Source organism: Gordonia zhaorongruii, from assembly GCF_007559005.1.
Lineage (GTDB): Bacteria > Actinomycetota > Actinomycetes > Mycobacteriales > Mycobacteriaceae > Gordonia > Gordonia zhaorongruii.
The window spans coordinates 579084-605357 of record NZ_CP041763.1; the positions used below are offsets into that span (position 1 = coordinate 579084).

Consider the following 26274-nt stretch of genomic DNA (forward strand, 5'->3'; position numbering starts at 1 on the left):
AGCCGTCCGGAGTGCGCAGCCTCCGTCCGGAGTGCTGCCCACTTCGATGATTGAGCCGCCCGGAGCGCAGCGACGGGCGTGTCGAAATCCGTCCGTAGTTTCGACACGCGTCCTCGGTCGCCACCTCGGCCGCGCCTCAACCACCGAGGGTCGTTGTCTCCGGACACCGTGTCGGAATCGGCACACCCCGACACCCGAATCGAACGTATGTACTATCTAATGCATGACCACCGGCCTGCAGGCGTCGCTGTTCGACGCGGGAACCGACGAACCCGCATTGGCGCCGCTGCGAACCGCCGTCCGCAGGACTGACCTGTCCGACGGTGCCTGGGTCGACTTCCGGCCAGGCTGGATGCAGGGGTCGGTCGACGTCTTCGACACTCTGCACACGTCGGTGCCGTGGCGAGCGGAGGAACGCCGCATGTACGACACGACACTCCCGGTTCCGCGGTTGATGGCCCACTACCTGCAGGAAGACGCGCTGCCGCACCGGCTGCTCGACGATGCACGCGACGCGCTCTCCGACCACTACGGCGACGTGCTGCCCGGAGGGTTCGCGACGGCCGGGCTGTGTCTGTACCGCGACGGGGCCGACAGCGTGGCCTGGCACGGCGACCGCATCGGCCGCGGCCGTTCACACGACACCCTGGTCGCGATCCTGTCGCTCGGCGCACCCCGCCCGCTACTGCTGCGCCCACGCGGTGGCGGACCGTCGCGGAAGTTCGTCCTCGGCTCGGGCGATCTACTGGTGATGGGCGGCAGCTGTCAGCGGACGTGGGATCACGCAGTGCCGAAGGTGCACGGCGCGGGCCCGCGCATCAGCGTCCAATTCCGTCCGGCGGGCGTCTGGTGACCGTGAATCGGTGACTCAGAGCAGCCGCAGACGCTGTGCGGCCTCGGCGATGGTGTCGTCGCGTTTGGCGAACGCGAACCGGACCAGATGGCGCCACTCGTCCGGATGGTCGACGAAGGCGCTGACCGGGACGGCCGCCACGCCGATCCGCGCGGGTAGTTCGCGGCAGAACGCGGCACCGTCGGCGATCCCCAATGGTCGGGGGTCGGCGCAGACGAAGTAGGTGCCCTCACTGCGGTGAACGCGGAATCCTGCGTCCGCCAACGCCTTCGACAGCAGGTCCCGCTTCGACTGGAGCTTGGCCGCATCGGCCTGCACCCACGGCATCTCGTGTCGCAGCGCGTGCGCGACCGCCGGCTGGAACGGTCCGCTGCCGACGTACGTCAGATACTGCTTGGCGGCTCGTGCCGCGGCCACGAGCTCGGCCGGTCCGCTGATCCAACCGACCTTCCAGCCGGTTACGTGGAAGGTCTTGGCGGCGCTCGAGATCCGGAGCGTCCGCCCGGGCATGCCGGGGAAGGTCGCCAGCGGCCGGTGCTCACGGCCGTCGAAGATGAGGTGCTCGTACACCTCGTCGGTGATCGCGACGACATCGTGCTCGATGGTCAGACGCGCGATCTCGGCGAGGTCGTCGTCGGACAGCACGGTTCCGGTCGGATTGTGCGGCGAGTTCACCACCACGGCTGCAGTATTCGGACCGAACGCCGCCGCCAGCGCATCGCGGTCGAGCACGAAGCCGTCGCCGTCCGCCACCAGCGGAGCGGTGCGGCGGACGCCGCCCGCGAGCGCAACGGCGGCCGCGTAGGCGTCGTAGTACGGCTCGATCATCACCACTTCGCGGCCCGGCTCCACCAACCCGAGGATCGCGCCCGCGATGGCCTCGGTGGCGCCGACCGTGATCAGCACTTGGTCTGCCGGGTCGTAGTCGAGGCTGTAATGGTCGCGCTGGTGCTCGGACACCGCTTCGCGCAGTTCCGGGATACCGATGCCCGGCGGGTACTGATTGCGGCCGCCGCTGATCGCGTCGCGGGCAGCGTCCAGCATCGTCTCCGGGCCGTCGGTGTCCGGGAATCCCTGACCCAGGTTGACGGCGTCGTGCTCGACGGCCAGCGCCGACATCTCGGCGAAGATCGTCGACGTGAACGGGCGCAAGCGGGTGACCGGTGGCATGGGACAAGCGTGTCACATGCGGTGGTTTCGACTCGCGTCCTCGGCTGGCGCCTCGGTCGCGGCTCAACCATCGAGGGGGAGCGCGGCGCGACCATCGAGGGGGGAGCGCCGCTCAATCGTCGAGAGAGGGTTCGCTGAGGACGGGCCCCCTCTCGATGATTGAGCCGGTCGGAGCGGAGCGGAGGCCGTGTCGAAATCAGGCCCTCCCGCGGCGATCAGATGTCGTCGGCGTCGATGATCCGGTAGGCGTATCCCTGCTCGGCGAGGAAACGCTGGCGGTGCGCGGCGTAGTCGGCGTCGAGGCTGTCGCGGGAGACCACCGAGTAGAAGTGCGCCTGCCCGCCGTCGGCCTTGGGGCGGAGCAGACGACCGAGCCGCTGCGCCTCCTCCTGGCGGGAACCGAAGGTGCCCGACACCTGGACGGCGACCGAAGCCTCGGGCAGGTCGATGGAGAAGTTGGCGACCTTCGAGACCACCAGTGTCGACAGTTCGCCGCGCCGGAACGCCTCGAACAGCTTCTCGCGCTCGGCATTGCGGGTCGATCCCTGGATGACCGGGCAGTCGAGTGCCTGACCGAGCTCCTCGAGCTGATCGATGTAGGCGCCGATCACCAGCGTCGGCGAGCCGCGGTGATTGTCGAGAATCGTCTTCACCACGCTCAACTTGGAGTGGGCCGTCGAGCAGAGTTTGTACTTCGCGTCCGCCTCGGCGACCGCGTACTGCAGGCGCTCATCGTCGGTCATCGTGACGCGGACCTCGACGCAGTCGGCGGGAGCGATCCACCCCTGCGCCTCGATGTCCTTCCACGGGGCGTCGTAACGCTTGGGTCCGATGAGGCTGAACACATCGCCTTCGCGGCCGTCCTCCCGTACGAGAGTGGCCGTCAGTCCGAGACGCCGGCGCGACTGGAGATCCGCTGTCATCCGGAACACCGGCGCGGGCAGGAGGTGCACCTCGTCGTACACGATGAGTCCCCAGTCGCGGGAGTCGAACAGGTCGAGGTTCTTGTACTCGCCCTTGGTCTTTCGCGTCATCACCTGATAAGTGGCGATGGTGACCGGGCGGACCTCCTTGCGCTCGCCCGAGTACTCGCCGATCTCGTCCTCGGTGAGCGATGTCCGGGCGATCAGTTCGCGCTTCCACTGTCGTCCGGCGACGGTGTTCGTCACCAGGATCAGCGTGGTCGCTCGGGCCTTCGCCATGGCGGCCGCACCGACCATCGTCTTACCGGCGCCGCAGGGGAGCACGACGACGCCCGATCCGCCGGCCCAGAACGAGTCGGCGGCCAGCTCCTGGTAGTCGCGGAGCGACCAGTCGTCCTGCATGAGGTCGATCGGGTGCGCTTCGCCGTCGACGTATCCGGCGAGGTCCTCGGCGGGCCAGCCCACCTTCAGGAGCACCTGCTTGAGCCGACCGCGCTCGGACTGATGCACCTGGACGGTGTCGTCGTCGATCCGGGCGCCCAGCATCGGCGCGACCTTCTTGTGGCGCAGGATCTCCTCGAGGACGGCGCGGTCGAGTGAGACCAGGGTGAGCCCGTGCGCCGGGTGCTTCACCAGCTGAAGGCGCCCGAATCGGCCCATCGTGTCGACGATGTCGACGAGCAGCGGCTGCGGGACGGGGTACCGCGAATGCGAGACGAGAGCATCCACCACCTGCTCTGCGTCGTGGCCCGCCGCGCGCGCGTTCCACAACGCCAGCGGGGTCACTCGGTAGGTGTGGATGTGCTCCGGCGCTCGCTCCAGCTCCGCGAAGGGAGCGATGGCGGCGCGGGTCTCGGCAGCCTTCGGGTGATCGACCTCCAAAAGGAGAGTCTTGTCCGATTGCACGATGAGCGGTCCGTCAGTCACCTGTCCATTGTCCAGATTTGCCGCGGTCGGGGCCACCCGAGGTATCCACCGACGCCGTCGAGGGCGGCGGCGGTCCGACCGGGAAGGTGTCGCCCCTGGTCGCGACCCGGCGGTGCGCCTCGTACGTGCTGGTCATGCGGGCGTGCCCGGCTATCACAGCACAGGCGGCCCGAAGATCAGAGCAACTCGACGCGAGTGATCCGGTGCAGCGCGAATCGGATGTGCTCCTCGCCCGCCTCCTCATCGGCGACGAGCTGACCGGCAGCCATCGATCGGGCCCGCACCACGTGCCTGCTGGCGCCGCCCTGCGCGTCGACGTAACCGATGCGCAGCCGGCGTCCGGTCTGCAGAGCGAGCTGGATGAGGGCGGACGTGGTCTCACCGGCGCCGCTTGAGGCGGCCGTGGACGAGACCGGACCGTCAGCGCGATCGGCGGTCCGCATGCGGGCGACGACCGTAGACGCCTGGCCGGGGCCGATCCGGCCGCGACGGTGTGCGCGGGGAGAGCCCGATCCGCGCGCGGCCACGCGTGCCCCACGGCTGCGCAGGTCGACGAGGGCGCCCGTCGAGTCCTCTCCCGCCGGGGTGAATCCGGAGGCGCGGAGCCGGTCGATCACGTCGCGCAGCGGTGCAGGGGAGACGGCCACCGTCGGGGCGAGCGCTCGCAAGGACAGGTCGTGCGCAGCATCGCTGCGCATCACGCCGGTCAGCATCGCAGCGTCGTCGCAGCGGATGAACGACGACGCGACGCCGACCCGCAGCTGCCCGTGACGCCGGGCCACGTCGTCGATCAGGTACGTCAGCGATTGGGGGACCGGCGTCTTCGAATGCTCGCTGAACAGTGCGGCCAGTTCGGACGCGGTGCTCCCTGCGTCGAGGGCTCGGCGGACGCTGCTCTCGGTGACGCGGTACACGGATGCGGCGCCACCGGACTCCAGATCGGCGACCAGCGTGAGGCGCTCGGCGAGGTTCGGCGTGAGCGGACCGGGAACGGTGACGGTGAAGTCGGCCTGCACGAGGAAGTAGTCGATCGGTTCGGGAAGTGCCGCGTCCATGGCGGTGAGGAGATCGGCGGTGGTCTCCTCGTCGTCGGGATCGCGAGTCAGCAGCGCACGCCCGACCCTGGTGAGACTGCCGTGGGCCACCAGCCCCAGCTCGGTCGCCTCGCGCAACGTCTCGCCGACCGTGCGGGAGGTGAGCCGGCGCAGCTGCCGCGGATGGCGCCAGCCGAGGAGCGCGGTCAGGGACTCGGTGGTCACCGGGGAGGCGTCGTCGAGTTCGGTGAGCGGCGCCAGAACGGTCCGCCGCCCGACCGGGGCGGAGGCGTCGAACGATTCGGCGGCCAAGGCGCCGATGACGGCGCCGTCGCGGTCGGTCTCGCCGATCTGCCACGGGCGACGGGGCAGGTCGAGCCATGCCGTCGCGAGGGACGCCCACCGGCGCTCCGGATCGTGTCGGATCCAGCCGTCCGACGTGCCGGTCGGCGCGAACACCTCGTCGCCGGCGAGGACGTCGACCGACTCGGGGATGCCTGCACCGATCAGCTTGCATGCCGCCAGCAGCTCCACGATCAGACCGACACGTGTGACCTGCAGACCGGTGGTCTTGGCGAGCCTGCGCAATTCGCGCACGCCCATCCCGCCCGCGCGGAGGACGGCGGCCGGGGCCTCGCCGAGAGCGTCCAGGATCTCGCCGCTGTGGCGGAGCAGCTCCAGGGCCTCGCCGGCCCCCGCTGCGTCAAGAGAGGTGTTCCCGAAACGCGGCGTTGCCGCAGCGTCTGTCGGCGACGGCTCGCGCAGACGTACGGACACCAGCGGGGGTTCGGACCGGAGGATCTGTCCCACCTGCGGGGGCAGTTCCACAGTCTGCTCGTCGACGCGGGCCAGGAGACCTACGTCGAGCAGCCGGGGGACCGGGGCCTGCGGATCCGCGTCGGGCGCGGCGTCGCGGCTGCGGCCGAGCGCAGGCCCGCGCGACAGAGTGGTCAGGAGTTCGCGCGGCCGATCGTCGAGGGCATCGATGCGATCGCTGATGTCGGCCGCGTCGACGCGCGCGAGCGGGCCGAGAAGGTGGAACGCTCGCCACGGCAGCGCGGCGGGAAGGTGCACACCGGCGACCCAGCTCGACGGCTTCTTGCCAGTACTGCTGCCGTCCGGCCAGATGAGCGCGAGATCGGCGAGGTCGGTCAGGCGCGCGTCCACCTCGGTCCGCAGCGCGCGCCGACCGAGCCGCGAGACGATCGCATCGCGGCTCACCGGCCCGAGTAGATCGTGGTGGAAGGATCCGGCGGCCGCGTCGAGGAACGCCTCGAGGATCGCGACACTGAGAAGGTCGAGGCCTTCGCCCGCCAGTGAGACCGACGACGCGGACATGGCGCGCTGCGCCAGCACCCCGGTGCCCCGAGGCGGTGGGGACGCGAGGTCGGGGCGGCGGACCAGTAAAGCGACGAGCTGTTCATCGGAGCGGCTCGCCAACGCGTCGGCCGAGCTGCGCAGCGGGTGGTCCGGACTCATTCGATCCACCTTACCGACCGGTGCCGTGAACGCCGGGTCTGTAGGCCGCCGACCGGGACTCATGGCAGAATGATGGATGTGGCTAAGAAGAATGCATACGTGGACAACGGCTGGCCCGAAGAGGCTGGCGACGAGCACGCCGTGACCGAGCTCCTCGCACACCTGTCGGGCGCACTCTCGCCGTTCGGCGACACGCAGTTTCCGCTGCCTGCCGACGACCTGCCGTACGTGCACTCGAAGACGGTCGTCAACCGCTAGCTCCGCATTCCTGCTGAGCGTCCGTCTGTCGACCGGGTCGGCGGCTCAGCACCTGTCGATCCGACGTTCGGACGAACTCGTCCAGACAAAGAAGAACCCCACTCCGCGCAGGAGTGGGGTTCTTCTTCGTCTGGGGACGATCAGAAGCTCACGAGACCCTTGTTCTCGTTGAACATCTTGACCTGGTCCGGGGTCAGGTCGTAGCCGGAGTTCTTGGCTGCGTCCCATGCGCCCTTGACCTCGGGGGAGACACCCGCGTCATCGAGGGCCTCGCCGACCTGAGTCTTGACGTCGTCGCTGTTCTTCGCGTCTTCGGCCTCGCTGAGGTCGAACTTCTTCTCACCCTGCTGCTGCGGAGCCTGCTCCTGCGCATCGTCGTTCTGCGGGGTGGCGCTCGGAGCGCTGCGCTCGGTGGCGCCGGAGAGTCCGGTGCCGCAGACGGGCCATGCGCCCTTGCCCTGGTTGGCCAGGACGCGCTCAGCCACGGCGATCTGCTGCTCGCGGGTCGCCTGGTCAGCGGACGGAGCGTACTGGTCGCCGCCGTGGGCCGACCAGGTGCTCGACGAGAACTGCAGGCCGCCCTGGTAGCCGTTGCCGGTGTTGATGCTCCAGTCGCCGCCGGACTCGCACTGCGCGACTGCGTTCCACTCGGCGTCGGTGGCTGCCGAAGCCTGGCCGTTGCCCAGGAGGGCTGCGCCGCCGCCGAGGCCGCCGAGGACGGCGGACGTCATGGCGATCTTGGCGAAAGTCTTGGTGTTGGTCGTCGTCTGCTTGGCGTGACGTCCGGTCATAGTGTTCGTTTCCTCTCTCCACGCGCCTACGGGGTGAGCTGTCGGGTTCGGGCGAGAGGTGCCCGGTCTGGCCGACCTGGATTGGTCGCAGACTTAACCCCAAGGCGATCGATCTCTCGACTGCCGGGTCTCACAGGGAGATGGTGGGTCCCCCGTCCTCGCTCCTGAATCTCTGTCTTGCGGTCCCCGTGCGGCGGAGCGAGGCTTGGCGCGGTCGCGTGGGGATATTCGGATTGGCGATCACCTGGTTGGATGACCGTCCTGAACACTACGGGTCAGTGCCCTCGGGATCACGTGAGTCGAAATGTTGCACATCTACCGACGAGTACGACGATTCGGGCACGGTCTCGTGTCAGTGCAGTTCACGGGACTGACACCCGGCTCGTGTCTTGTTCGTTATCGCACTGTTACGTGATAAAGATCACATCGATACTGAGACTCATGCCACCGAAAAGCTCACTCCAGCTCGCGCCGAGCCTCCAATGCACGGAACGTCGACGCGTGAAACACCAGAGGTTCGACCGTCGGATCGCTGCCCAGTGCATGAATCCGGAGAAGTACCACACGGTGATCACCCGCCGGTATCTGCTGAACGACCGAGCACTCCAGATGGGCGGCTGCCTGAGCGAGGAAGACCGCTCCCGACGCCGATGCGACTCGCGCAACGTCATCGAATCGTGACTCGGTGGGGCCTGCGAGCTGCCGGCAGATGTCCGCCTGCCGGTGGGCGAAGACACTCACTCCCAGTCGGTCGGCATCCTCGAGGGCCGGCCACGTCGACGACCCGTTGCGCACGCACACCGACACGAGGGGCGGATCGAGCGAGACGGTCGCGAACGAACTCGCCGACATCCCGAGGTCGTCACCGTCGACGGTCCGGCGGCACACGGCGACGACGCCGGTCGGGAAACAGCTGTATGCGCGCTTGAGTTCGGACTCGTCGGACGCCGGATGCAGGTCAGCCTGCGCCGAGGTGCTTTCGGCGGTGCGATCGGTGGTGGCCACTACTTGCTCCGCCGCCCGGAGAGCAGTGCGAACACCAGCCCGAGCAGGAAGCCGATCGGCGCGCCCAGCGACAGGATGTAGAGGACGGTGACCGTTGCGGTCCCGCTGTTCCGGATCGGCGGAACAATGAGGAGGAGAGCCGCGATCAGTCCGATCCCGAACAGCACGACCGCGGTCGGCAACAGGACTGAGGACTTCTGGGTCTGCATACGGTCCACGGTAGTTGAGGCGGTAGAATCGACCGCAGTGCGCCTTCGCTCTCCACTGCCGACGAGCATGGCGCTTTCGCTTATCTGTGGCAGTCGATGACCGAGTTAGGGTGAGTGCTGTGCCAAGCGGCCGCGTGAAGTGGTACGACGCCGAAAAGGGCTTCGGGTTCCTGTCGCAGGAAGAAGGCGACGATGTGTACGTCCGTTCGTCTGCGCTGACTGCCGACGTCTCCGAGCTCAAGGCGGGCCAGCGGGTCGAGTTCGACATGGCCGCCGGCCGTCGCGGACCGCAGGCCCTGCGCGTCACAGTCCTCGAACCGGCGCCCAGCGTCGTCAAGAACACCCGGAACCGAGACGCGGCCAGGCGTGACGCCAAGCGGATGAGCCCGGACGAGCTGCACGGAATGGTCGCCGACCTCATCACCCTCCTCGAGGGCACGGTCCAGCCGGGCCTGCGCAACGGCCGCTACCCCGACCGCAAGACCGCTCAGCGCATCTCCGAAGTGGTCCGCGGGGTCACGCGGGAGCTGGACCGCTAGGTCCGCTCCCTCTCGAGCGGGTCTGTTCTCCCCTTTGGCTGATCGGGAGGCTCGTTCTCCTCGCTGGTTGAGCGAGCGTAGCGAGTCGAAGCCACGCCCGCCCTGTCCGCGAACGGGGGTTTCGACACGCGTCCTCGGCTGGCGCCTCGGTCGCGGCTCAACCATCGAGTGATGCGGTTCTCCGCGTTGAGCGGGAGGTTCTGATCGAGCGGGCCGGTCCTTCTCGCTGGTTGAGCGAGCGTAGCGAGTCGAAGCCACGCCCGCCCTGTCCGCGAATGGGGGTTTCGACTCGCGTCCTCGGCTGGCGCCTCGGTCGCGGCTCAACCATCGAGGGGTGTGCCCGCTCAACCATCGAGAGGGCATGCTCCGCTCAACCATCGAGGCGGCGTGCTCCGCTCAACCATCGAGGGACGCGGAGCGGCTCACCCCGTGTGCGAGCGCTACGCCCGCTCGTCGGGAAGCAGGTTGGGATTGCGCACCTCGAACCCGTCCGGCACCGTGTTGACGGCGAAGACGCCGCGGGCGAGGACGGACCAGTCGGGGGAGTCGAAGCCCTGCGGCGCGTCCTGCAGGACGGTCGACAGCGACGAGAACTCGATGCCGAGCAGCACGCGGTTCGGTTCGCTGCGCAACTCCATCGTGTACAGCTCGTCCGGACGGTGCACGTCGAACACCCGGACCACGCCCTGTGGCGTCGCGTACTGGGCGACCGACGTCCACGGTCCGGCCGCCACGTCCTGCGGGACGGTGACGAGCACCGTCGAGCCGATCGGGGCCGGACTGGTGGCGAGGTTCTCCGGCACCTGCCGCACGGATCGCGGGTCGACCGGTTCGCAGTCGGTCATGTCGACCTCGCACCAGTAGCCGGGCTCCACCTGGGTGAGCGTGTCGTCGGCCTGAACGGAGATCGTCGGCAGTGATTCCTCATGGCCCCGCACCACCAGCGCCGTGGCTCCGACGATGATGACGAGTGCGGCGACCACCACAGCGGTGAGGATCGTCAGAGCCTTCTTGTCTCCGGGTTGCAGCACGTGGTTCTTCCTGTCGGTCGGGTGAATCTCTCGGGGATCGGGGTACGCCCGCGACTCAGCGGGTGGTGCGTCGGGTCGGCGCGTCGCTCGGCGTGTGCATCGGCGGAACCTGGAACGGCACGGTGGGCTCGGCATGGTCCGGTCGGCGGCCACCGAATCCCGGGACCATCGTGGCCCCGCGACTCGTCAGCACGGTCTGCACGAAGCCGATGCCGGTGAGGACGGCCACCACGGTGAATCCGATCCAGATGGTGGTCGGCAGGAGCACGCCGAGGCTGGCACCGATCACCCAGCACAGCTGCAGGACCGTCTCCGACCGGCCGAACGCTGAGGCGCGCGACTCCTCGGGCAGGTCGTCCTGGATGCTCGAATCCATGCAGACCTTGGCGACCGCGCTGGTGGCCGATCCGACGAAACCGGCGACGACCACGAGCAGCAGCGATCCGAAGACCGCCGCCAGGACACTCGCCGCGAAGGTCGCTCCGGTGGCCATGACGATGAATTTCGTCGGATGCTTCAACTCGAGTCGGGTTCCGACGCCGTTGCCGAGGGCGTTGCCGACACCGGCGGCAGCGCCGACTGCGCCGAGCATCAGCATCTGCTCCCAGCCCGAACTGTCCTGCGCCTTCGCGTAGAAGGCGATGTACAGGGTCAGGAACCCGGTGAGGATGCGGATGGTGCCGTTGCCCCACAAACCGGTGACCACGGTTCGGCCGAGCGGTTGACGCATCTTGGCCGCCAGGGTGCGGGAGAATCCGCCAGCCGACTCCGATGCACCCCGCTCCGCGTCGGGGTTTCCGCGGTAGGTGATGGTCGTCGGGACCTCGCCCTCGGTCACCTCGACCCACGCCGGGATCTTCATGCAGAAGTATCCGCCGACCAGCGCGGTGATGCACAGCCACAGCAATGCGCCGGGCACGTGGAAGGGCAGTGCCTTGGCGAGCACCATCTCGAGCAGGGCGGCGATCGCGCCGCCGACGATCGTGCCACCCAACAGGCCGAACGTCGTCAGACGCGAGTTGACGCGCACCAAGTCGATGGATGGTGGGAGAACGCGTGGTGCGACCGCGGACTTGAGCACGCCGAACGATTTCGACAGCACCATCAGGCCGAGCGCGCACGGGTACAGGACCCACGGCTTGTAGTTCAGCTGTTCGGCCTGCGCGTCCCACGACGAGTTCACGATGATCAGCAGTCCGAGGACGGCTCGGAGCACGAACGTGGCGGCCATCGCCATGCGCCTGCCGTGCTGGAGCTTGTCCAGGGCCGGGCCGATGAGCGGTGCGAGGAAGGCGAACGGAGCGATGGTCAATGCCAGATACAGGCCGACGCTCGTCTTCGACTCGGCGGTGGCGGCGGCGAAGAACAACGTGTTCGCAAGGGCGACGGCCATCGCCGCGTCGACGGTGGTGTTCGCGACCACCGGCATCGTGAGCGCCGTCAGGCCCGAGCGGTCGGCGCCGTCGGCGGTCGCGGCGCGGTGGACCAGGTGCACGCCGCGCTCGGTGAAGTACTTGGAGCGGCGTGCCATCACCCGGACGACGGTGACCTTCTTCGGCGGGACGAACTCGGCGCCGCGCCGCTTTCCGGTGCTCGGATCGATCGTCTCGGTGGCGGCGTCGGACGGATCCCGGTTCGGGGGCAACGGTCCGAGATGCGGGTTGTGCGTCCGCGGCGGAAGGTAAGCGCCGCTGGCCGGCCGGTCGGTGCCGGGCGGATCGGGGGACTCGAACGGCCGCGTCGATACGCGAGGCGAGCGCCGCTCGGCATCCTGATTCGCTGGATAGTTCGCATGGCCGGGGTGTGGTGCGGGGCGACGAGGAGCTCGGGCCTTCGGCTCCGCCTCGTGTCCCGGCCCCTGCTGAGGGTGAGGTCGGCCGCCGGCAGTGCGGCCGTCACGGGATCCACGGAAGTTCACACCGTCAATTGTTCCTCATTCACCCGACAGGAGTGGGACGGGATGTGCCGGACGTGCGTCGGCGCACCCGCCTATTGCACACTGGACAGGTGAGTGTTGCTTACGAGACCCCTCGACTGACCGATGCAGTCGAATTCGCCCGCGCAGCCCTGGTCGCCGAGGGCGAGCACCCGGGCGCGCATACCGATGCGCGCGCGGAGGGCGAATACGCGGCTGCCCACTACTTCGATGCCGAGCTTCCCGGTTACCGCGGATGGCAGTGGTGCGTCGTGGTGGCGGGCGCTCCCGACTCGTCGGAGGTGACGGTCAGCGAGACCGTCCTCCTCCCGGGAGGCGGGGCGCTCCTTGCTCCGAACTGGGTGCCGTGGGTCCAGCGAGTGGAGCCCGGCGACCTGGGACCGAGCGACTTGCTCGCCGCCCCGGAAGACGATCCACGCCTCGTTCCCGGGCACGTGGACACCGAGGACGTCGACCCCATCGACCGCGACCAGGTGGGCCAGGTGGCGAGCGAGATCGGCCTCGGACGCAGGCGTCTCCTGTCGCTCGACGGTCGCGCCGATGCGGCGCAGCGCTGGTACGACGGCGATTTCGGACCGGGGTCGACGATGGCGCGCAACGCCCGCCGCAACTGTGGGACCTGCGGTTTCTACCTGCCGATTGCCGGCGCGCTGCGCAGCGCGTTCGGTGTGTGCGCAAACGAACTCGCGGCCGACGGCCGCGCAGTCTCCGTCGAGTACGGCTGCGGTGCGCACTCGGACGTCAAGGCGCCGAAGGGTGCGGGCAGCCCGGCCTACGACGCCTTCGACGATGGCGCCGTCGAGATCGTCGCCAAGACGGTCACGTCCCGAACCGGCCCGAACAACGCCGGCCCGGACAAGAACAGCCCGCACAAGACCAGCCCGGACACGACCAGCCCGGACACGACCAGCCCGGACATGACCAGGTCCGACGAGCAGGGGACCGAGACCGCCGGATCCGATGGTCCGGCGCGGAGCTGACACCTTCGCCACCGATCCGGCTGACGCGGCTGACCCTTTCGGCACCGCGGCATTGCGCGACGCGACGCTGCAGTCGTGGCGCGCCTCGCCGACGCGGATGGCCGAGGACGCCGCCGCCGAGCGTGAACTCTCCGAGATCGGCTACCGCGGCAGGCTGCTGACCGAGCTCGCTGCGAACGCGGCCGACGCTGCGGCGGCGGCCTCGGTATCGGGGCGGCTCGCGGTTTCACTCGACGGAACCGTGCTGCGTTTCGCGAACACCGGCGCCCCGCTGACCCGTGATGGTGTGGAGTCTCTCACCGCGCTTCGAGTGTCACCCAAGTCGCATCCGGACGTCGCAGCGGCGACCACGGTCGGCCGCTTCGGCGTCGGCTTCCGTGCGACGGCCTTCGCCGACCGCGTCGTGGTCGCGTCGACGACCGGGGCCATCGAGTTCAGCCGGGAACGGACTGCCGAGGAGACGGGGCCGGGCGATGTGCCCGCGCAACGGCTCGCGTGGCCGAGCAGTGCCGTGTCACCGGACGGGTTCGCGACCGAGGTGGCGGTGGACGCGGGCGATCGCGCGACGTCGTTGTACACCGACTTCGCCGACCAGATCCCGGACCTTCTGCTGGAACTTCCGGCGCTGGAACGGATCGATCTCGGAGAGAGCACTTTCACGCGCCGGATCGACGGCGATCAGATTCAGATCGTCTGCGACGGCCGCACCGTCCAGAGCTGGTATGCCGCCCGCACCGAGCGCACCGTGTGGATGGTGCAGGCAGTGGACGGCGCGATCGTTCCCGTGGAGCGCGACGTGCTGCGGAGCCCGACGCCGACCGGCGTCGAACTGACCCTGCCCGCCCGCGTCATCGCCGATCTGCCACTGACCCCGGACCGGCGAGACGTGCACCCGGACGCCGACATCGCGGCGGCAGCAGCGGGATACACGCAGCTCGTCGAGTTGGTCCCCGACGAGCAGAAGCATCTGCTGATCCCGTCGCCCGCCCTCACGGCCGGACGGGTGGACGGGCAGCTTCGCGCGGCGATCATGGGCGAGCTGGCCGCTGCCAGGTGGGTGCCGACCGTGGTCGGAGATGCGTTGGCGCCGGATCGTGCGTGGGTTCTCCCTGGACTCACCGAGGCGCTCGGCACGGTCCTCGGCGAGGTACTGGAGCCGCTGGCGCGCCCCGACGTCTCGCATCGGCCGGCATCGGCTGCCCTAGTCCGGCTCGGTGCTCGTGAACTCGGTCTCGCCGACCTGGCGGATCACCTGTCCGGAGTGCAGCGTGAACCCGGCTGGTGGCGCGATCTGTACGCCGCGTTGGCCGACCGCGTGCACACGGCGGACGATGCCGCCGAGCTGGGAGCCCTGCCTGTGCCGCGCACCGACGGGCGCACCCATCGCGGTGCGCGCGGAGTGTTCGTCCTGGACGGGCTCTCCGCCGGAAGCGGTGACGCGGTCGCACCGGACTGGATGCCGATCGTCGAGCCGGATGCCTACGATCCGCTGCTCGACCGTCTCGGACTCGAGCACCGGAGCATCGCCGACATCCTCGCCGATCCCGCACTCCAGGCGGCCGTCGACAACGCCGACGACCACCGGGACCTGGCCGATACCGTGCTGCGCCTGATCTCGCTGGGCGACCTCGACACGGTTCCCGCCCACCTCGGCCGGCTCGAACTGCCCGCCACCGACGGCGACGATTGGCCGGCCGACGAGCTGCTCCTGCCGGACGCCCCGGTCCGGACCGTGCTGATCGCCGATTCGCCCTTCGGCACCCTCGATCCCGCGGTCATCGAGCGATACGGCTCCGCTGCGGTGCGGGCGCTGGGCGCTGGCTGGGGATTCGGCGTCGTCCACGACGACGTGGCGACCGGGCCCGATCACGATCTGCCCGATGAGGACGAGTGGTGGGACGCCTTCGACGTTCCGCCCGATCGCGTCGACGCGGTGCGCGACCTCGATCTGGTGGATCCGGACAAGTGGGTGGACGCCCTCGTGCTCCTCACCGAGGATCCGCGCACCGAGAACCTGCTGAGCACCGGATACACCCACTGGTGGCTGCGGCGGTTCGCCGAGATCGACGGGATCGCCCTGCGGAATCTGCGGGCCGACCGGGATTCGCCGGACGAGATGTTCGCGCCGGTGCCCGCCGAGCTGGCCGAGCCTGCCGTCGCCGATGCGGTCGCACCGTTGCTCGTCGCGGCCGCACCCGACGACACCGACGACGCACAGTTCTGGCTCGACGCGCTGGCCGACCCCGCACGGCGCATCTCGGCCGGGGTCGCTGCTCGTGCCCACGCCGCGCTGGCCGTGGCCTGCCGCACCGGCGTCGTGGATGTGGCCGCCATCGCGCCGCCTGCAGGTGTCCGGACGCTCGCGGGCACGGTGACCGACGTTCCGGTCGTTCTCGACCGGCCGTGGTGGATCGCGGCGGTGCCGGCCGACCGCGCAGTGCTCGCCGGTCCCGTGGTCGAGGCGGTCGCGGCCCGCGAGATCGCCGACCTGCTCGACGCCGACGTCGCGAGCGAGGTGTGCCGCGCGGTCGTCGTCGGAGGGGGCGAGCCCGTCGACGCCGATTCGCCGGAGGCGGTGGAGTTCGGCGTCACCACGGGACGCCCGCTGACCGGACGCGTGCTGTTCCACGATCGGCTGGTCGTCGCGGTCGCCATCGGGGACGACGGCGATTCCGATGACGACACCGAGCGCGAGGTGCGCGTGCCGTACTGGGTGGACGAGGCCGGAAGCGTTCACGTCGAACGCGGGGCCAGACGAGACCGGGCGAGATGAGACCGGTGGAGATGAGACTGGTGGAGATGAGACTGGGTACGGTTGAACCGAATATCGCCGATCACAGAAGAGGGTGACCGATGCCGGTCGATCGACTCCTGCCATCCGACGAGGCTCGTCACCTGATCGAGCTGACCCGAGACGTCGGTGACCGGCTCCTCTCTCCGATCGCCGATCAGCACGAGAAGGCCGAGACGTATCCGGAAGGCGTGTTCGCCGAGCTGGGCCGAGCCGGGCTCCTCGGACTGACGTACCCGGAGGAATACGACGGCGGTGATCAGCCGTACGAGGTGTACCTGCAGGTCCTCGAGGAGCTCGCCGCTCGGTGGGCGTCGGTCGCCGTCGCGGTCAGCGTGCACGGTCTGGCCTGCATGCCGTTGTTCGCCTTCGGGAGCGACGATCAGAAGCAGCGCTGGCTGCCGGATCTGCTGAACGGCCGACTGGTCGGCGCCTACAGCCTGTCCGAACCGCAGGCCGGGTCGGATGCCGCGGCCATCCGGTGCCGCGCGGACGAGACGGACGGCGGTTACCGCGTGACCGGCACCAAGTCGTGGATCACCCACGGCGGCATCGCCGATGTGTACAACGTGTTCGTTCGTACCGGATCCGGTTCCAAGGGCATCTCGTGCCTGCTGGTCCCGCGGGACACCGAGCGGCTCGAGTTCGGCAGGCCCGAGGAGAAGATGGGACTGCACGCGGTGCCGACCACCTCGGCGTCGTACGACGGCGCGTTCGTCGACGCCGACCGGCTGATCGGTGCGCAAGGGCAGGGGCTGCAGATCGCCTTCTCGGCACTCGATGCCGGACGGCTCGGCATCGCCGCGTGCGCGACCGGCCTCGCCCAGTCCGCACTCGACGCCGCCGTCGAGTACGCCAAGGAACGCGAGACCTTCGGTCACAGGATCATCGACCATCAGGGGCTGTCGTTCCTGCTCGCCGACATGTCGGCCGCCGTCGACTCGGCGCGCGCCACCTACCTCGACGCGGCACGACGCCGTGACGCGGGTCTGGCGTACTCGCGCGCCGCTGCCACCGCGAAACTGGTGGCTACGGACGCCGCGATGAAGGTCACCACCGACGCCGTCCAGGTCCTCGGCGGGAACGGCTACACCCGGGACTTCCGCGTGGAGCGCTTGATGCGGGAAGCCAAGATCATGCAGATCTTCGAGGGCACCAACCAGATCCAGCGGCTGGTCATCGGCCGGGCACTCGCGAAGTAGGAAGACGCGGGATGCAGCCGTTCGGGTTCGATCACGAGATCACCGATTCGATCGTCTCCGGTCGGCATGAGTCGTGGACGTCGCTCATGCAGCTGACCACGGCGTTCGGGGACACGTTGCCGTTGACGATCGTGGTGATCGGAGTGTTCGTCCTCGCCTGGCTCGCGGGACGCATCGACTTCGCGGCCCTCATCGTGTTCGGCTCGGTGACCGGCTACCTGCTCATGCAGCTGCTGAAGCTGATGTTCGCGCGGGACCGGCCACCGGTGGAGGATCGGCTGATCGTCGTCGGTGGGCATGCTTTCCCGTCGGGGCACGCGATGCTCAGCACAGTCGTTCTCGGGCTCACCGTGATCATCCTGCACCGGATCTACCCGCGAGTGCGCGAGCGCGCAGCATGGCTGCTCATCGGTCCGGTTCTGGTGCTGCTCATCGGATTCAGCCGCGTGTACCTGGGTGTGCACTGGACGAGCGATGTGCTGGCAGGCTGGTTGATCGGCCTCTTCTGGGTCGCGGTGTGCGTCCTGGTGCACGTACGGGGCGCCAAACGGCGTCAGGCGGCTCGGGAGGCTCCGAAACCGAAGACGCTGCGCTCGGACCCGGCGAGCCGGGCCAGATAGCTGCCCATCCCGGGGACGGGATCAGTCGAGCCCCTCCTGAGCACCACGTGAACCACGACGGACGGCCCCCCGCTGTGCGAGCACGATAGCCGTGCCTGCCACGCCGACACCGAGTCCGACCAGACAGATGGCGAGGGCGTGGTCGCCACCGAGATCGCCGATCCACACGGCCAGCGTCGCCACCAGCCAGGCGACCATCCCGACCACGATGACCGGTTCCGGTGCGCGCAGTCGCGCGGGAAGCTCTGGGATCGATGTCTCGTCGGGCACGTTTACAGGGTAGCTTTCCTCCCGTGGGTCGTAGACCCCGCGTTGTGAGACTGCACTGATCAACACCGTGCGAAGGGTGAGCCATGACAGATGCGCCTGGGGCGAATGACGCCGGGTCCGATGCCACTGGGATGAATCCCGCTGGGGCGAATGCCACTGGGATGAATCCCGCTGAGATCCGTGTTGCGGAGACCGGCGAGGCGGCGGGGACCGGCCCTGCTCCCGGGAGCGACGCCGGAAAGCCCGCAGGCGGCGTGCTCGACCGCTACTTCAAGATCTCCGAGCGCGGCTCGACCCTCGCACGAGAGGTGCGCGGCGGCCTGGTCACGTTCTTCGCGATGGCCTACATCATCGTCCTGAACCCGATCATCATCGGCGGCGACGCGGCCACCGGCACCAACGTGGACGCCTTCGGCCACGCACTCGATCCCGTCCAGGTGACCGCGGTGACCGCGCTCGTGGCCGGAATCATGTCGGTTCTGTTCGGCGTGATCGCGAACTTCCCGTTCGCCTTCGCCGCAGGCCTTGGCATCAACAGTCTCCTCGCGGTGACGATCGCACCCCAGATGAGCTGGCCCGCCGCGATGGGGCTGGTGGTCATCGACGGCATCATCATCGTCATCCTCGGTCTGACCGGCGTGCGCACCGCCGTGTTCAACGCGGTTCCGAATGAACTGAAGGCCGCGATCGCCGCGGGCATCGGCGCGTTCATCGCGCTGGTCGGGCTCACGAACGCCGGATTCGTCACCCACGGCGCCGAGACCGGTCCGCCGGTCCAACTCGGTGTCGACGGCTCGATCGCGACCGTCCCCACGATGCTGTTCGCGGTCGGTGTCCTGCTGATGGGCGTACTCGTGGTTCGCCGGGTGCCGGGTGGCATCCTGCTGGGAATCGTCGTGATGACGATCGTGTCGATGGTCGTGGAGGCGTTTCTCGATCTCGAGACGTCGGAGTCCGGAGGCTGGGCGATGAACGTGCCCAAGAGTCCCGACGGCGTCGGCGGGCTGCCGGATCTCTCGCTGGTCGGCGACGTCGACCTGTTCGGGGCCTTCACCGGAGCCTTCGAGCACGTCAGCATCCTGATCGCCTGCGTCTTCGTGTTCACGCTCGTGCTGTCGAACTTCTTCGACGCGATGGGCACCATGACCGGGCTGGGCCGGGAAGCCGGGCTGACCGACAAGGACGGCAATCTCCCGGGCATCGGCAAGGCACTGGCCGTCGAGGGTGCCGGCGCTGTCGCCGGCGGCGTCGCCTCGTCGTCGTCGAACACGGTGTTCGTCGAATCGTCATCGGGTATCGCCGAGGGAGCGCGCACCGGACTGGCGAACGTGGTGACCGGCGGGCTGTTCCTGGCCGCCATGTTCTTCACACCGCTCTACAAGATCGTGCCCATGGAAGCTGTCGCTCCCGCCCTCGTCGTGGTCGGCGCGCTGATGATGTCGCAGGTCCGCGAGATCGACTTCACCCGCTTCGAGTACGCGCTGCCCGCGTTCCTGACGATCGTGGTCATGCCGTTCACCTACTCGATCGCCAACGGGCTCGGCGTCGGATTCATCGCATGGGTCGTCCTGCAGTCGGCGAACGGGAAGATCCGCCAAGGTGCATCCGCTGCTCTGGGCGGTCGCGGCCCTGTTCGTGGTCTACTTCGCGCGAGGCCCCATCGAGCACCTCATCAACAGCTAGAAGAACGTTCCGGGGAAGGGCGCTTCCGGCGGAGTGAACATGCGGGTCAGGAGTCGCAGCGAGTCGGGTGACGCTTCGATCCGGTCAGCGGCCGCGAACTCGCGCGCGTAGATTCCGCCGAGGTACAGGCTGGACAGTGCGGCGATGTCGAGTTCCACGTCCGCGGGATCCCCGGTGCGCGTCACCGTGGCCTGCCCTCCGGTGACGGTCAGCCGGTATCGTCCGGCGCGGTCCGAGTAGCCGTCCTCGACCTCCAGAACCAGTGAGCCGTCGGTGTCGTAGGTTCGCAGTTCCAGGGCCTCGACGACGTCGAGGATGGATATCCACAGTTCGTCCGGGCGCGACTTCATGTCGACGGCGCGGGCATCGGTGAGCAGGTACTGCAGCGGATCGTCCACCGGCAGCGAAGCGTGCACCGACGAGATCAGATCCAGGCTGGTCAGCACGCGCCAGAGGTCGGCGTGCGCCTCCCTCGTGACTGCGACGAAGTCCTCGACCATTGCGGTGCGGTCGCGCGCGTTGATCCGGTAGGCGACGTAGCCGTCCTTGTGCAGCAGGTAGTGCAGATCGGAGGTCTGGGAGTTCCGCCGGAAACTCCGGTCGGCGAGGATCGACGGCCACCAGGTGTCGGGTCGTCCGATCGCGCCGTTGCGGTTGGCGGCCCACCGTGCGTGCACTTCGGGCACCAGCGAGCGCACCTCGTCCGGAGTGCCGTAGCGAACGTTGGAGTCCTCGCCCGGCTGCTCGCGGAACGTGGCCTTGGCCGGATCGATGTGCACGTGGTGCGCGTAGGCGGCCGGACCGAATCCGAACCGCTCGTAGATCGTCCCCTCGGTCGCGGTCAGGATCGCCAGCGGATGACCGCCGGCCCGCCACGCCTCGAAGTGGGCGTCCATCATGCGGCGCAGCAGACCTCGCCGACGGTGCGTCGCCGACACCGACACCCAGGAGAGCCCGGTGGTCGACGCGACGGCCCCGCCCGGGACCGTGAGCGGAAGCTGGTAATACAGCGAGAACGCGATGATCGTGGTGCCGGCGCCGATGCCCTGGTCACGGATCAAGAAAGTCGCCTCGTCGGGGACCTTGGCCCGGAACTCCTTGATCTCTGCGTTCGGCAACGGAGCAGGCAGGGCGAACGCGCGGGCGTCCAGATCGATGATCTCCGGCCAGTCGGCGTCTGTCGCGTGGGTCAGCGTGTGCGTGTTCACGCCCCCGATTTTGCCACTTTGAGTTCGATGTCTGGGGTGTGCCACCGTTATGCAGGTGAATGCGCCTCTATCCGTCGACGTCATCGACATCACCGATCCACTCGATCCACGGGTCGACGACTTCCGCGACCTCAACTCGGTCGACCGCCGCCCAGACCTTCCCGCGCTGCCCGGCGGACGCATCGGCAAGGCGCTCGTGATCGCCGAGGGCGTCCTCGTCGTGCAGCGCATGATCGCCTCGCGCTTCTCCCCGCACGCCTTCCTCGGTGTCGACCGCAGGCTCGGCGAACTGCGGTCGATGGACGGGCACGACCTGACGGATCCGTCGCTGGCCGGAGTCCCGTTCTATCGGGCGAGCGCCGAGGTGATGGCCGAGGTGATCGGGTTCCACCTCAACCGCGGAGTGCTGGCCGCGGCGCGGCGTCCGACGATGCTGACGGTGCCGGAGGCCGTCTCCTCGGCGCGCACCGTCGCCGTCCTCGAAGGAGTGAACGACCACGAGAACATCGGCAGCGTCTTCCGGAACGCCGCCGGACTCGGGGTCGACGCGGTGATCTTCGGCACCGGATGCGCCGACCCGCTGTACCGACGCTGCGTTCGCGTGTCGATGGGGCATGCGCTGCTCGTTCCGTTCGCGAAGTCGGAGAACTGGCCGGGCGATCTCGACATGTTGCGCGAGAACGGTTTTCAAACCGTCGCGCTCACACCAGGGGAGGGCAGCGTCCCGCTGTCGGACGCGCTGAGCGCCGAGAAACTCGCCTTCCTCGTCGGCGCCGAGGGGCCGGGACTGCGAGAGCACACGATGCGCTCATGTGATGTGCGAGCGCACATTCCGATGAGCCGGGGAACGGACTCGCTGAACGTGGCGACCGCGGCGGCCGTCGCCTTCTACGAGGCGCTATCGCGGCCGCGGAGCTGACGGCGGCCTGGAAGTCCATGCGCTTCGTCGGGGGCATCCCGACCAAGCGCACTGACTTCTGCGCAGGCTACAGACGCCCGCGGAAGCCGAAGTACCGGGAGATGGGGCCCGGTCCTCGCTTCTTCGGCGCACTGGTCGTGGTCGCTGCCGGTGAGTTCGCCGCCGAGTTCGCGGGTGCCGGCGCGGACGGTGCGCTGAGATCGTCGGAACCGTTGGGGGTCACCGCGATCGGTGCGGTCCGGGTCGCGTCGGGAGTGCCTTCACCGGTGTCCGATGCACCGGGCGCAGACGGGCCGTTCTGCGGACTCGGCGCCGGCTCCGCCGGACGGACCTCCGACGCAGGAACTGCGACGGTGCCGTCGGACCCGATCCGGTAGGTGAACAACGGGATCCGGGAGGGATCGGTGTCGCCCTCCGCCGCCGGTGGCGTGAAACGGAACCCGAGCCACTGCCGATTGGCCTCCTCGGCCAGTTCGGCGGGATGGAACGGGAGGTCGAGCGGATCGGGTTCCACGCCGGGCAGGTACTCGAGTGGCCGCTCACCCGCCCAGAAGGAGCTCTCGAACGGAAACGGGACGCCGTGGTCAGCGTGGATGCGCACCGGGTCGGCGGCGAACGCGCGAAGCAGACGGCCATCCTCCCAGCGGGCGAACACGCCGGTCGAGGCGGTCGGGTCCAGTGATAGGAGCACGACCGTCCAGCCGGGTTCCAGACCGGTGACGAACTCGGTCAGTTCCTCCGGCGACGTAGTCGCCAGGGACCGTCCCGCGAGGACGGCGAGGTCGCCGTAGTGGGCGGCGAACACGTCGACGTCGTCGGCGGCGGGAACCGACGAGAGATCGGCCGACGCCGTCGCGGACGGGACGGCGCCTCGGTAGGCGCGGCGGATGAAGTCGTCGGTCCGATCCGGATCGGCGACCAGCCCACGGCGGAGCTGCTCGGCAGGATCAGGACAGGCGACGAACCAGATGGTGGTGGTGTGTGCGAACACTTACTCTCCGGGGTGGCTGCGGACGCCTAATAGTACGTCCTCCCATGCGGGGACCGACGGGGTCGCCCGTTTACCGCTCCGATGGCGGGGACGATCCGACGGCGATGCAGGTTTGGGTGGCTCGTTCGTGGCGCGCTCGTCCTCGAAATCGAGTTCGAGCGGGCTGGTCGTGGTCTGGCTCTGGATCAGGGTATCTGCGTCGAGAGTGACCTGCTCATGGCCATCGGGGAGTACCTCGCGCTGCGGGCGCGGCTCCTCAACCGGCGGCACGACGGACATCATCGTGCGCCGATTGCTGCGTGCGAGTTCGGGTTCGGTGAGTTCGACCGCCAGATCGTCCAACGGCTCGGTGGTGCCGCCGTGGGAGCCGGGACTGAAACGCCAGTGGGCGTACTCCTGGTCGACGTTGCCCGACCATCCGACCTGGACCACCCAGCGGCCGTCGTCGCGGCGCCAGGCGTCCCACGCGGCCTCGGCGGGTGAGTTGCCGCGGAGTACGAGGCATTCGCCGACGAGCTCGCCGAGCGTGTTGACGCTGGGCCCGTCGATTCCGGCCGGATGTGACGCCCGTGCGAGCTCGGCTGCACGTGAGCGCTCCAGGAGGACGGGGTGAGCGAACCGGTAGATCTTGTCCTCGCGGACGCCGGTCACCTCAGCGAGCTCGGCCACGGTCGCACCCGAACGGACGCGGGCCTGGATCTCGCGCGGACTGAGTTCCGCTCCGGATTCGACGGGTGGAGCAACGACTTCCGGTTCGGCGGGCTCGATCAGTGCGCGCAATCTATCGTCCACGGCGAGAGCGAACTCGTCGCCCGACTCGTTGTCGACACACACCACGACGCCGTCGGCCGGATCGAAGCGTTCGGCATTGAGCTTCCGCATCCGGTCCTCCTCCGGTCACTACGTACTCGGACGTTGTCGTCCAGGGTAAATCACCTGGCAAGCAGATCAGGGATGGACACGCGGCGAACTGCGAGTTCGCGGCGTGTCCACCCCTGATCCGTGACGTGGAGTGATGGGGGATTTCGACACGGACGGCGCTTCGCGCCGTCCGGCTCAATCAGCGAGGGGTGGCCGCTCGATCCTCGAGCGACGACCGTGGTGGAACCGACCAGCTCTCAGAGGCGCTCGACGACGTAATCGATCGCCTGAGTGAGCTTGGCGACGTCGCCCGGCTCGATCGCCGGGAACATGCCGATGCGCAGCTGGTTGCGGCCCAGCTTGCGGTACGGCTCGGTGTCGACGACACCGTTCGCGCGGAGCGTCTTCGCGACGGCTGCGGCGTCGACCGAGTCGGCGAAGTCGATGGTGCCGACCACCTGGCTGCGGTGTGCCTCATCGGCGAACGGGCTGGCGTACGAGCTTGCTTCCGCCCACGAGTACAGGGTGTTACTCGACTCCGCGGTACGCGCGACGCACCAGTCCAGACCGCCGTTGGAGTTCATCCACTCGATCTGGTTCGCGAACATCAGCAGCGAGCCGACGGCCGGGGTGTTGTACGTCTGGTTCTTGGCGCTGTTGTCGACGGCGGTCGGCAGCGAGAGGAACTCGGGGCACCAGCGCTCGGACGCCTTGATCTCCTCGACGCGAGCCAGGGCGGCCGGGCTCATGATGGCGATCCACAGACCACCGTCCGAGGCGAACGACTTCTGCGGAGCGAAGTAGTAGACGTCGGTCTGCGAGATGTCGACGGGCAGTCCGCCGGCACCCGAGGTGGCGTCGATCGCGACGAGCGCATCGCCTGCGGCCTCCGGACGGAGGACGGGAACCGCGACGCCGGTGGAGGTCTCGTTCTGGGCCCAGCCGATGAGGTCGACGCCCGCGACATCGTCAGCGGTCAGCGCGGCCGGGTCGGGGGCGGTGCCGGGATCGGTCGAGATGACCTTCGGGTCGGCGAGGAAGGGTGCCTTCTTGGTGACCGTGGCGAACTTCGACGAGAACTCGCCGTACGTGAGGTTCAGAGCGCGCTCACGGACCAGGCCGAAAGCTGCGGCATCCCAGAAGGCGGTGGTACCGCCGTTGGAGATGACCACCTCGTAGCCGTCGGGCAGCGAGAACAACTGGCGCAGGCCGTCGCGGACGGAGCCGACGACGTTCTTCACGGGAGCCTGGCGGTGGCTGGTGCCGAACACCGAGGCGCCGGTGTCGACCAGCGACTGCAACTGTTCGGGACGGACCTTCGAGGGACCGCAGCCGAAGCGGCCGTCTGAGGGCAGGAGGTCGGCGGGAATGGTGATCGGCGCGTTGTCGGTCATGGGCGAGAGTTTACGCCGGGCACCTGGTCGGTGTCCGGAGCGGCCTGTGCGATCGGCTCGACGACCTCGATCAGCGTGTCCAGGAAATCCCCCTCACCGATGGTGTTGATCTTCATGAACATCGCCTGGCTGCCGCCTGCCGCGATGGCAGACAACAGGAGACGTTCACCGGCACCGACGAGTGTGACGTTGAGGCTCACCCGGTTCTGTCCGAGGTAGCTGTACCGCTCGTAGACGCGAACCGCGCAGCGGACCCCGCTGTCCGCCGGCTCGATGTCGGATCCGTCCTCGTACTCGGCCGAGATGCTCTCGCGAAGGATCCCGTTGTGGATCGTGGTGAGCACGGTGTCGAAATCGCCGCGGAAGATGCGCTCGTACTTCGCCATACGAGGAGCGTATCGCCCCGGTCACACAGTGTCTGTCTGGGAACGGGCCGGTGGCGCATCCGGGTGTCCGGCCACCGCACGGTCGGCCCGGATCAGCCGCGCGAACCACTGGATGAGAGGCCCGACGCCGAACGCGTAAAGGACGGTGCCGATACCGAGGGTGCCGCCGAGCGCGAAGCCGATCGCGACGACGGCCATCTCGATCACGGTCCGGATGACCCGCACAGACCAGCCGGTTCGCGCGACGAGCCCGGTCATCAGTCCGTCTCGGGGACCGGGGCCCAGCCGTGCGCCGATGTAGAGGGCGGTCGCGAAGGCGTTGACCACGATTCCGCCCAGCATCATCGGCACGGCGAGAGTCCACCCGGGATGGTCGGGCAGGTGCGGTGCGACGACGTCGAAGGTGAGCCCGAGGACGATCACGTTCGCGACCGTGCCCGCACCGGGACGTTGCCGCAGCGGAAGCCAGGTGAGCAGCACGAGCGCCCCGACGATGATCGACACCGTGCCGATGGACAGGCTCACGTGCTCGGCGAGGCCCTGATGCAGGACGTCCCACGGAATGTTGCCCAGTCCCGCACGCAGGATCATCGCCATCGAGACGCCGTACAGGACCAGACCCGCGGCGAGCCCGGCGATGCGCCCGGTCCAGGCGAGCGGAGTGTGCATCGATACATCGTCGGTCCTGGCCGACGTGGAATCCAATCGATTACGCGCGGAATCGATTGCCGGGGCCAAATCGGTTCTGGCGGGATCCGGCGGGATCGACTCCGAATCCGTTGCTGCGCGGCCGGGCGGTGAATCTGACGCGACG

General features: G+C 68.7%; 23 protein-coding genes, 1 pseudogene and 1 riboswitch. Of the genes and pseudogenes, 9 read left to right on the forward strand and 15 right to left on the reverse strand.

What is annotated here, in order from left to right; all coding sequences use genetic code 11:
• Positions 1-223 precede the first annotated feature (223 nt).
• The gene (locus tag FO044_RS02615) at positions 224-853 is read left to right on the forward strand and encodes an alpha-ketoglutarate-dependent dioxygenase AlkB (protein WP_132993115.1); all 630 of its coding nucleotides are present in this window, start codon (positions 224-226) and stop codon (positions 851-853) included.
• Between the two features lie 15 nt (positions 854-868).
• Here the strand turns inward: FO044_RS02615 and FO044_RS02620 are convergent, their stop codons facing one another.
• The 3 genes from FO044_RS02620 to FO044_RS02630 form a co-directional block, all read right to left on the reverse strand.
• The gene (locus FO044_RS02620; protein WP_132993116.1) at positions 869-2023 is read right to left on the reverse strand and encodes a pyridoxal phosphate-dependent aminotransferase; all 1155 of its coding nucleotides are present in this window, start codon (positions 2021-2023) and stop codon (positions 869-871) included.
• A gap of 215 nt (positions 2024-2238) precedes the next feature.
• Positions 2239-3873: a DNA repair helicase XPB gene (locus FO044_RS02625; RefSeq protein ID WP_132993117.1), complete on the reverse strand. Its 1635-nt coding sequence runs from the start codon at positions 3871-3873 to the stop codon at positions 2239-2241.
• 176 nt (positions 3874-4049) lie between these two features.
• Positions 4050-6386, reverse strand: a complete 2337-nt coding sequence (locus FO044_RS02630) for a helicase-associated domain-containing protein (RefSeq protein ID WP_132993118.1) — start codon at positions 6384-6386, stop codon at positions 4050-4052.
• A 72-nt stretch (positions 6387-6458) separates the two neighbouring features.
• On the opposite strand from FO044_RS02630, the gene FO044_RS02635 reads away from it, so the two are divergent.
• Positions 6459-6644, forward strand: a complete 186-nt coding sequence (locus FO044_RS02635; RefSeq protein ID WP_412917615.1) for a hypothetical protein — start codon at positions 6459-6461, stop codon at positions 6642-6644.
• A gap of 140 nt (positions 6645-6784) precedes the next feature.
• Here FO044_RS02635 and FO044_RS02640 read toward each other — a convergent pair whose 3' ends face one another.
• The 3 genes from FO044_RS02640 to FO044_RS02650 form a co-directional block, all read right to left on the reverse strand.
• On the reverse strand, positions 6785-7435 hold the full coding sequence (locus FO044_RS02640) for a transglycosylase family protein (RefSeq protein WP_132993120.1): 651 nt from the start codon (positions 7433-7435) through the stop codon (positions 6785-6787).
• A 7-nt stretch (positions 7436-7442) separates the two neighbouring features.
• Positions 7443-7627: riboswitch (cyclic di-AMP (ydaO/yuaA leader) on the reverse strand.
• Positions 7628-7891: 264 nt separating this feature from the next.
• Positions 7892-8440, reverse strand: coding sequence for a flavin reductase family protein (locus FO044_RS02645; protein WP_132993121.1), 549 nt, complete (start codon positions 8438-8440; stop codon positions 7892-7894).
• Positions 8440-8649, reverse strand: coding sequence for a hypothetical protein (locus FO044_RS02650; RefSeq protein ID WP_132993122.1), 210 nt, complete (start codon positions 8647-8649; stop codon positions 8440-8442). Before FO044_RS02650 ends, FO044_RS02645 begins: the two co-directional genes overlap by 1 nt.
• A 119-nt stretch (positions 8650-8768) precedes the next feature.
• Here FO044_RS02650 and FO044_RS15210 point away from each other — a divergent pair, with 119 nt between their 5' ends.
• The gene (locus tag FO044_RS15210) at positions 8769-9188 is read left to right on the forward strand and encodes a cold-shock protein (RefSeq protein ID WP_132993123.1); all 420 of its coding nucleotides are present in this window, start codon (positions 8769-8771) and stop codon (positions 9186-9188) included.
• A gap of 440 nt (positions 9189-9628) precedes the next feature.
• Here the strand turns inward: FO044_RS15210 and FO044_RS02660 are convergent, their stop codons facing one another.
• Both FO044_RS02660 and FO044_RS02665 read right to left on the reverse strand, forming a co-directional pair.
• Entirely contained in the window at positions 9629-10219 is a 591-nt protein-coding gene (locus tag FO044_RS02660; RefSeq protein WP_143965301.1) for a DUF2771 family protein, read from the reverse strand.
• Between the two features lie 55 nt (positions 10220-10274).
• On the reverse strand, positions 10275-12137 hold the full coding sequence (locus FO044_RS02665) for an MFS transporter (protein ID WP_132993124.1): 1863 nt from the start codon (positions 12135-12137) through the stop codon (positions 10275-10277).
• An 89-nt stretch (positions 12138-12226) separates the two neighbouring features.
• Between FO044_RS02665 and FO044_RS02670 the strand changes: the two genes are divergently transcribed.
• The 4 genes from FO044_RS02670 (at position 12227) to FO044_RS02685 (ending at position 17748) form a co-directional block, all read left to right on the forward strand.
• Positions 12227-13135 carry a DUF3027 domain-containing protein gene (locus FO044_RS02670; RefSeq protein WP_132993125.1) on the forward strand — a complete coding sequence of 303 codons (909 nt, stop codon included), beginning with the start codon at positions 12227-12229 and terminating at the stop codon, positions 13133-13135.
• On the forward strand, positions 13116-15908 hold the full coding sequence (locus tag FO044_RS02675; RefSeq protein ID WP_132993126.1) for a sacsin N-terminal ATP-binding-like domain-containing protein: 2793 nt from the start codon (positions 13116-13118) through the stop codon (positions 15906-15908). Before FO044_RS02670 ends, FO044_RS02675 begins: the two co-directional genes overlap by 20 nt.
• 80 nt (positions 15909-15988) lie before the next feature.
• On the forward strand, positions 15989-17128 hold the full coding sequence (locus FO044_RS02680) for an acyl-CoA dehydrogenase family protein (RefSeq protein ID WP_132993127.1): 1140 nt from the start codon (positions 15989-15991) through the stop codon (positions 17126-17128).
• An 11-nt stretch (positions 17129-17139) separates the two neighbouring features.
• A complete protein-coding gene (locus FO044_RS02685; protein WP_132993128.1) occupies positions 17140-17748 on the forward strand; it encodes a phosphatase PAP2 family protein in 609 nt (202 codons plus the stop codon).
• Positions 17749-17769: 21 nt separating this feature from the next.
• Here the strand turns inward: FO044_RS02685 and FO044_RS02690 are convergent, their stop codons facing one another.
• On the reverse strand, positions 17770-18018 hold the full coding sequence (locus FO044_RS02690) for a DUF2530 domain-containing protein (RefSeq protein WP_132993129.1): 249 nt from the start codon (positions 18016-18018) through the stop codon (positions 17770-17772).
• Between the two features lie 161 nt (positions 18019-18179).
• Here FO044_RS02690 and FO044_RS02695 point away from each other — a divergent pair.
• Positions 18180-19701: pseudogene (locus FO044_RS02695) on the forward strand (NCS2 family permease).
• Here FO044_RS02695 and FO044_RS02700 read toward each other — a convergent pair.
• A complete protein-coding gene (locus FO044_RS02700; RefSeq protein ID WP_235831416.1) occupies positions 19698-20909 on the reverse strand; it encodes a GNAT family N-acetyltransferase in 1212 nt (403 codons plus the stop codon). The pseudogene FO044_RS02695 and the gene FO044_RS02700 overlap by 4 nt on opposite strands.
• A gap of 55 nt (positions 20910-20964) precedes the next feature.
• Here FO044_RS02700 and FO044_RS02705 point away from each other — a divergent pair, with 55 nt between their 5' ends.
• On the forward strand, positions 20965-21828 hold the full coding sequence (locus FO044_RS02705; protein WP_235831417.1) for a TrmH family RNA methyltransferase: 864 nt from the start codon (positions 20965-20967) through the stop codon (positions 21826-21828).
• A 67-nt stretch (positions 21829-21895) separates the two neighbouring features.
• Here the strand turns inward: FO044_RS02705 and FO044_RS02710 are convergent, their stop codons facing one another.
• The 5 genes from FO044_RS02710 to yczE all read right to left on the reverse strand — a co-directional run bounded on the left by FO044_RS02710 (position 21896) and on the right by yczE (position 26129).
• A complete protein-coding gene (locus tag FO044_RS02710; protein ID WP_132993133.1) occupies positions 21896-22819 on the reverse strand; it encodes a DUF6928 family protein in 924 nt (307 codons plus the stop codon).
• Positions 22820-23701 (reverse strand): septation protein SepH, encoded by an 882-nt coding sequence (sepH, locus tag FO044_RS02715; RefSeq protein ID WP_132993134.1) that lies wholly within the window; start codon positions 23699-23701, stop codon positions 22820-22822.
• A 236-nt stretch (positions 23702-23937) separates the two neighbouring features.
• Complete coding sequence (serC, locus tag FO044_RS02720; protein ID WP_132993135.1) at positions 23938-25074, reverse strand: phosphoserine transaminase; 1137 nt, start codon at positions 25072-25074, stop codon at positions 23938-23940.
• Positions 25071-25460 (reverse strand): DUF6054 family protein, encoded by a 390-nt coding sequence (locus FO044_RS02725; RefSeq protein WP_132993136.1) that lies wholly within the window; start codon positions 25458-25460, stop codon positions 25071-25073. Before FO044_RS02725 ends, serC begins: the two co-directional genes overlap by 4 nt.
• Before the next feature lie 21 nt (positions 25461-25481).
• Entirely contained in the window at positions 25482-26129 is a 648-nt protein-coding gene (gene yczE, locus FO044_RS14980) for a membrane protein YczE (RefSeq protein WP_165943080.1), read from the reverse strand.
• Between the last annotated feature and the right edge of the window lie 145 nt (positions 26130-26274).

Bases quoted from the DNA above. Each gene is read 5' to 3' on its own strand.
- FO044_RS02650 (WP_132993122.1), bottom strand. From the start codon at position 8,649: ATGCAGACCCAGAAGTCCTCAGTCCTGTTGCCGACCGCGGTCGTGCTG.
- FO044_RS02675 (WP_132993126.1), top strand. From the start codon at position 13,116: ATGGTCCGGCGCGGAGCTGACACCTTCGCCACCGATCCGGCTGACGCG.
- FO044_RS02630 (WP_132993118.1), bottom strand. From the start codon at position 6,386: ATGAGTCCGGACCACCCGCTGCGCAGCTCGGCCGACGCGTTGGCGAGC.
- sepH (WP_132993134.1), bottom strand. From the start codon at position 23,701: ATGCGGAAGCTCAATGCCGAACGCTTCGATCCGGCCGACGGCGTCGTG.
- FO044_RS02635 (WP_412917615.1), top strand. From the start codon at position 6,459: ATGGATGTGGCTAAGAAGAATGCATACGTGGACAACGGCTGGCCCGAA.
- FO044_RS02725 (WP_132993136.1), bottom strand. From the start codon at position 25,460: ATGGCGAAGTACGAGCGCATCTTCCGCGGCGATTTCGACACCGTGCTC.
- FO044_RS02680 (WP_132993127.1), top strand. From the start codon at position 15,989: ATGCCGGTCGATCGACTCCTGCCATCCGACGAGGCTCGTCACCTGATC.
- FO044_RS02620 (WP_132993116.1), bottom strand. From the start codon at position 2,023: ATGCCACCGGTCACCCGCTTGCGCCCGTTCACGTCGACGATCTTCGCC.
- FO044_RS02640 (WP_132993120.1), bottom strand. From the start codon at position 7,435: ATGACCGGACGTCACGCCAAGCAGACGACGACCAACACCAAGACTTTC.
- FO044_RS02685 (WP_132993128.1), top strand. From the start codon at position 17,140: ATGCAGCCGTTCGGGTTCGATCACGAGATCACCGATTCGATCGTCTCC.
- yczE (WP_165943080.1), bottom strand. From the start codon at position 26,129: ATGCACACTCCGCTCGCCTGGACCGGGCGCATCGCCGGGCTCGCCGCG.
- serC (WP_132993135.1), bottom strand. From the start codon at position 25,074: ATGACCGACAACGCGCCGATCACCATTCCCGCCGACCTCCTGCCCTCA.
- FO044_RS02615 (WP_132993115.1), top strand. From the start codon at position 224: ATGACCACCGGCCTGCAGGCGTCGCTGTTCGACGCGGGAACCGACGAA.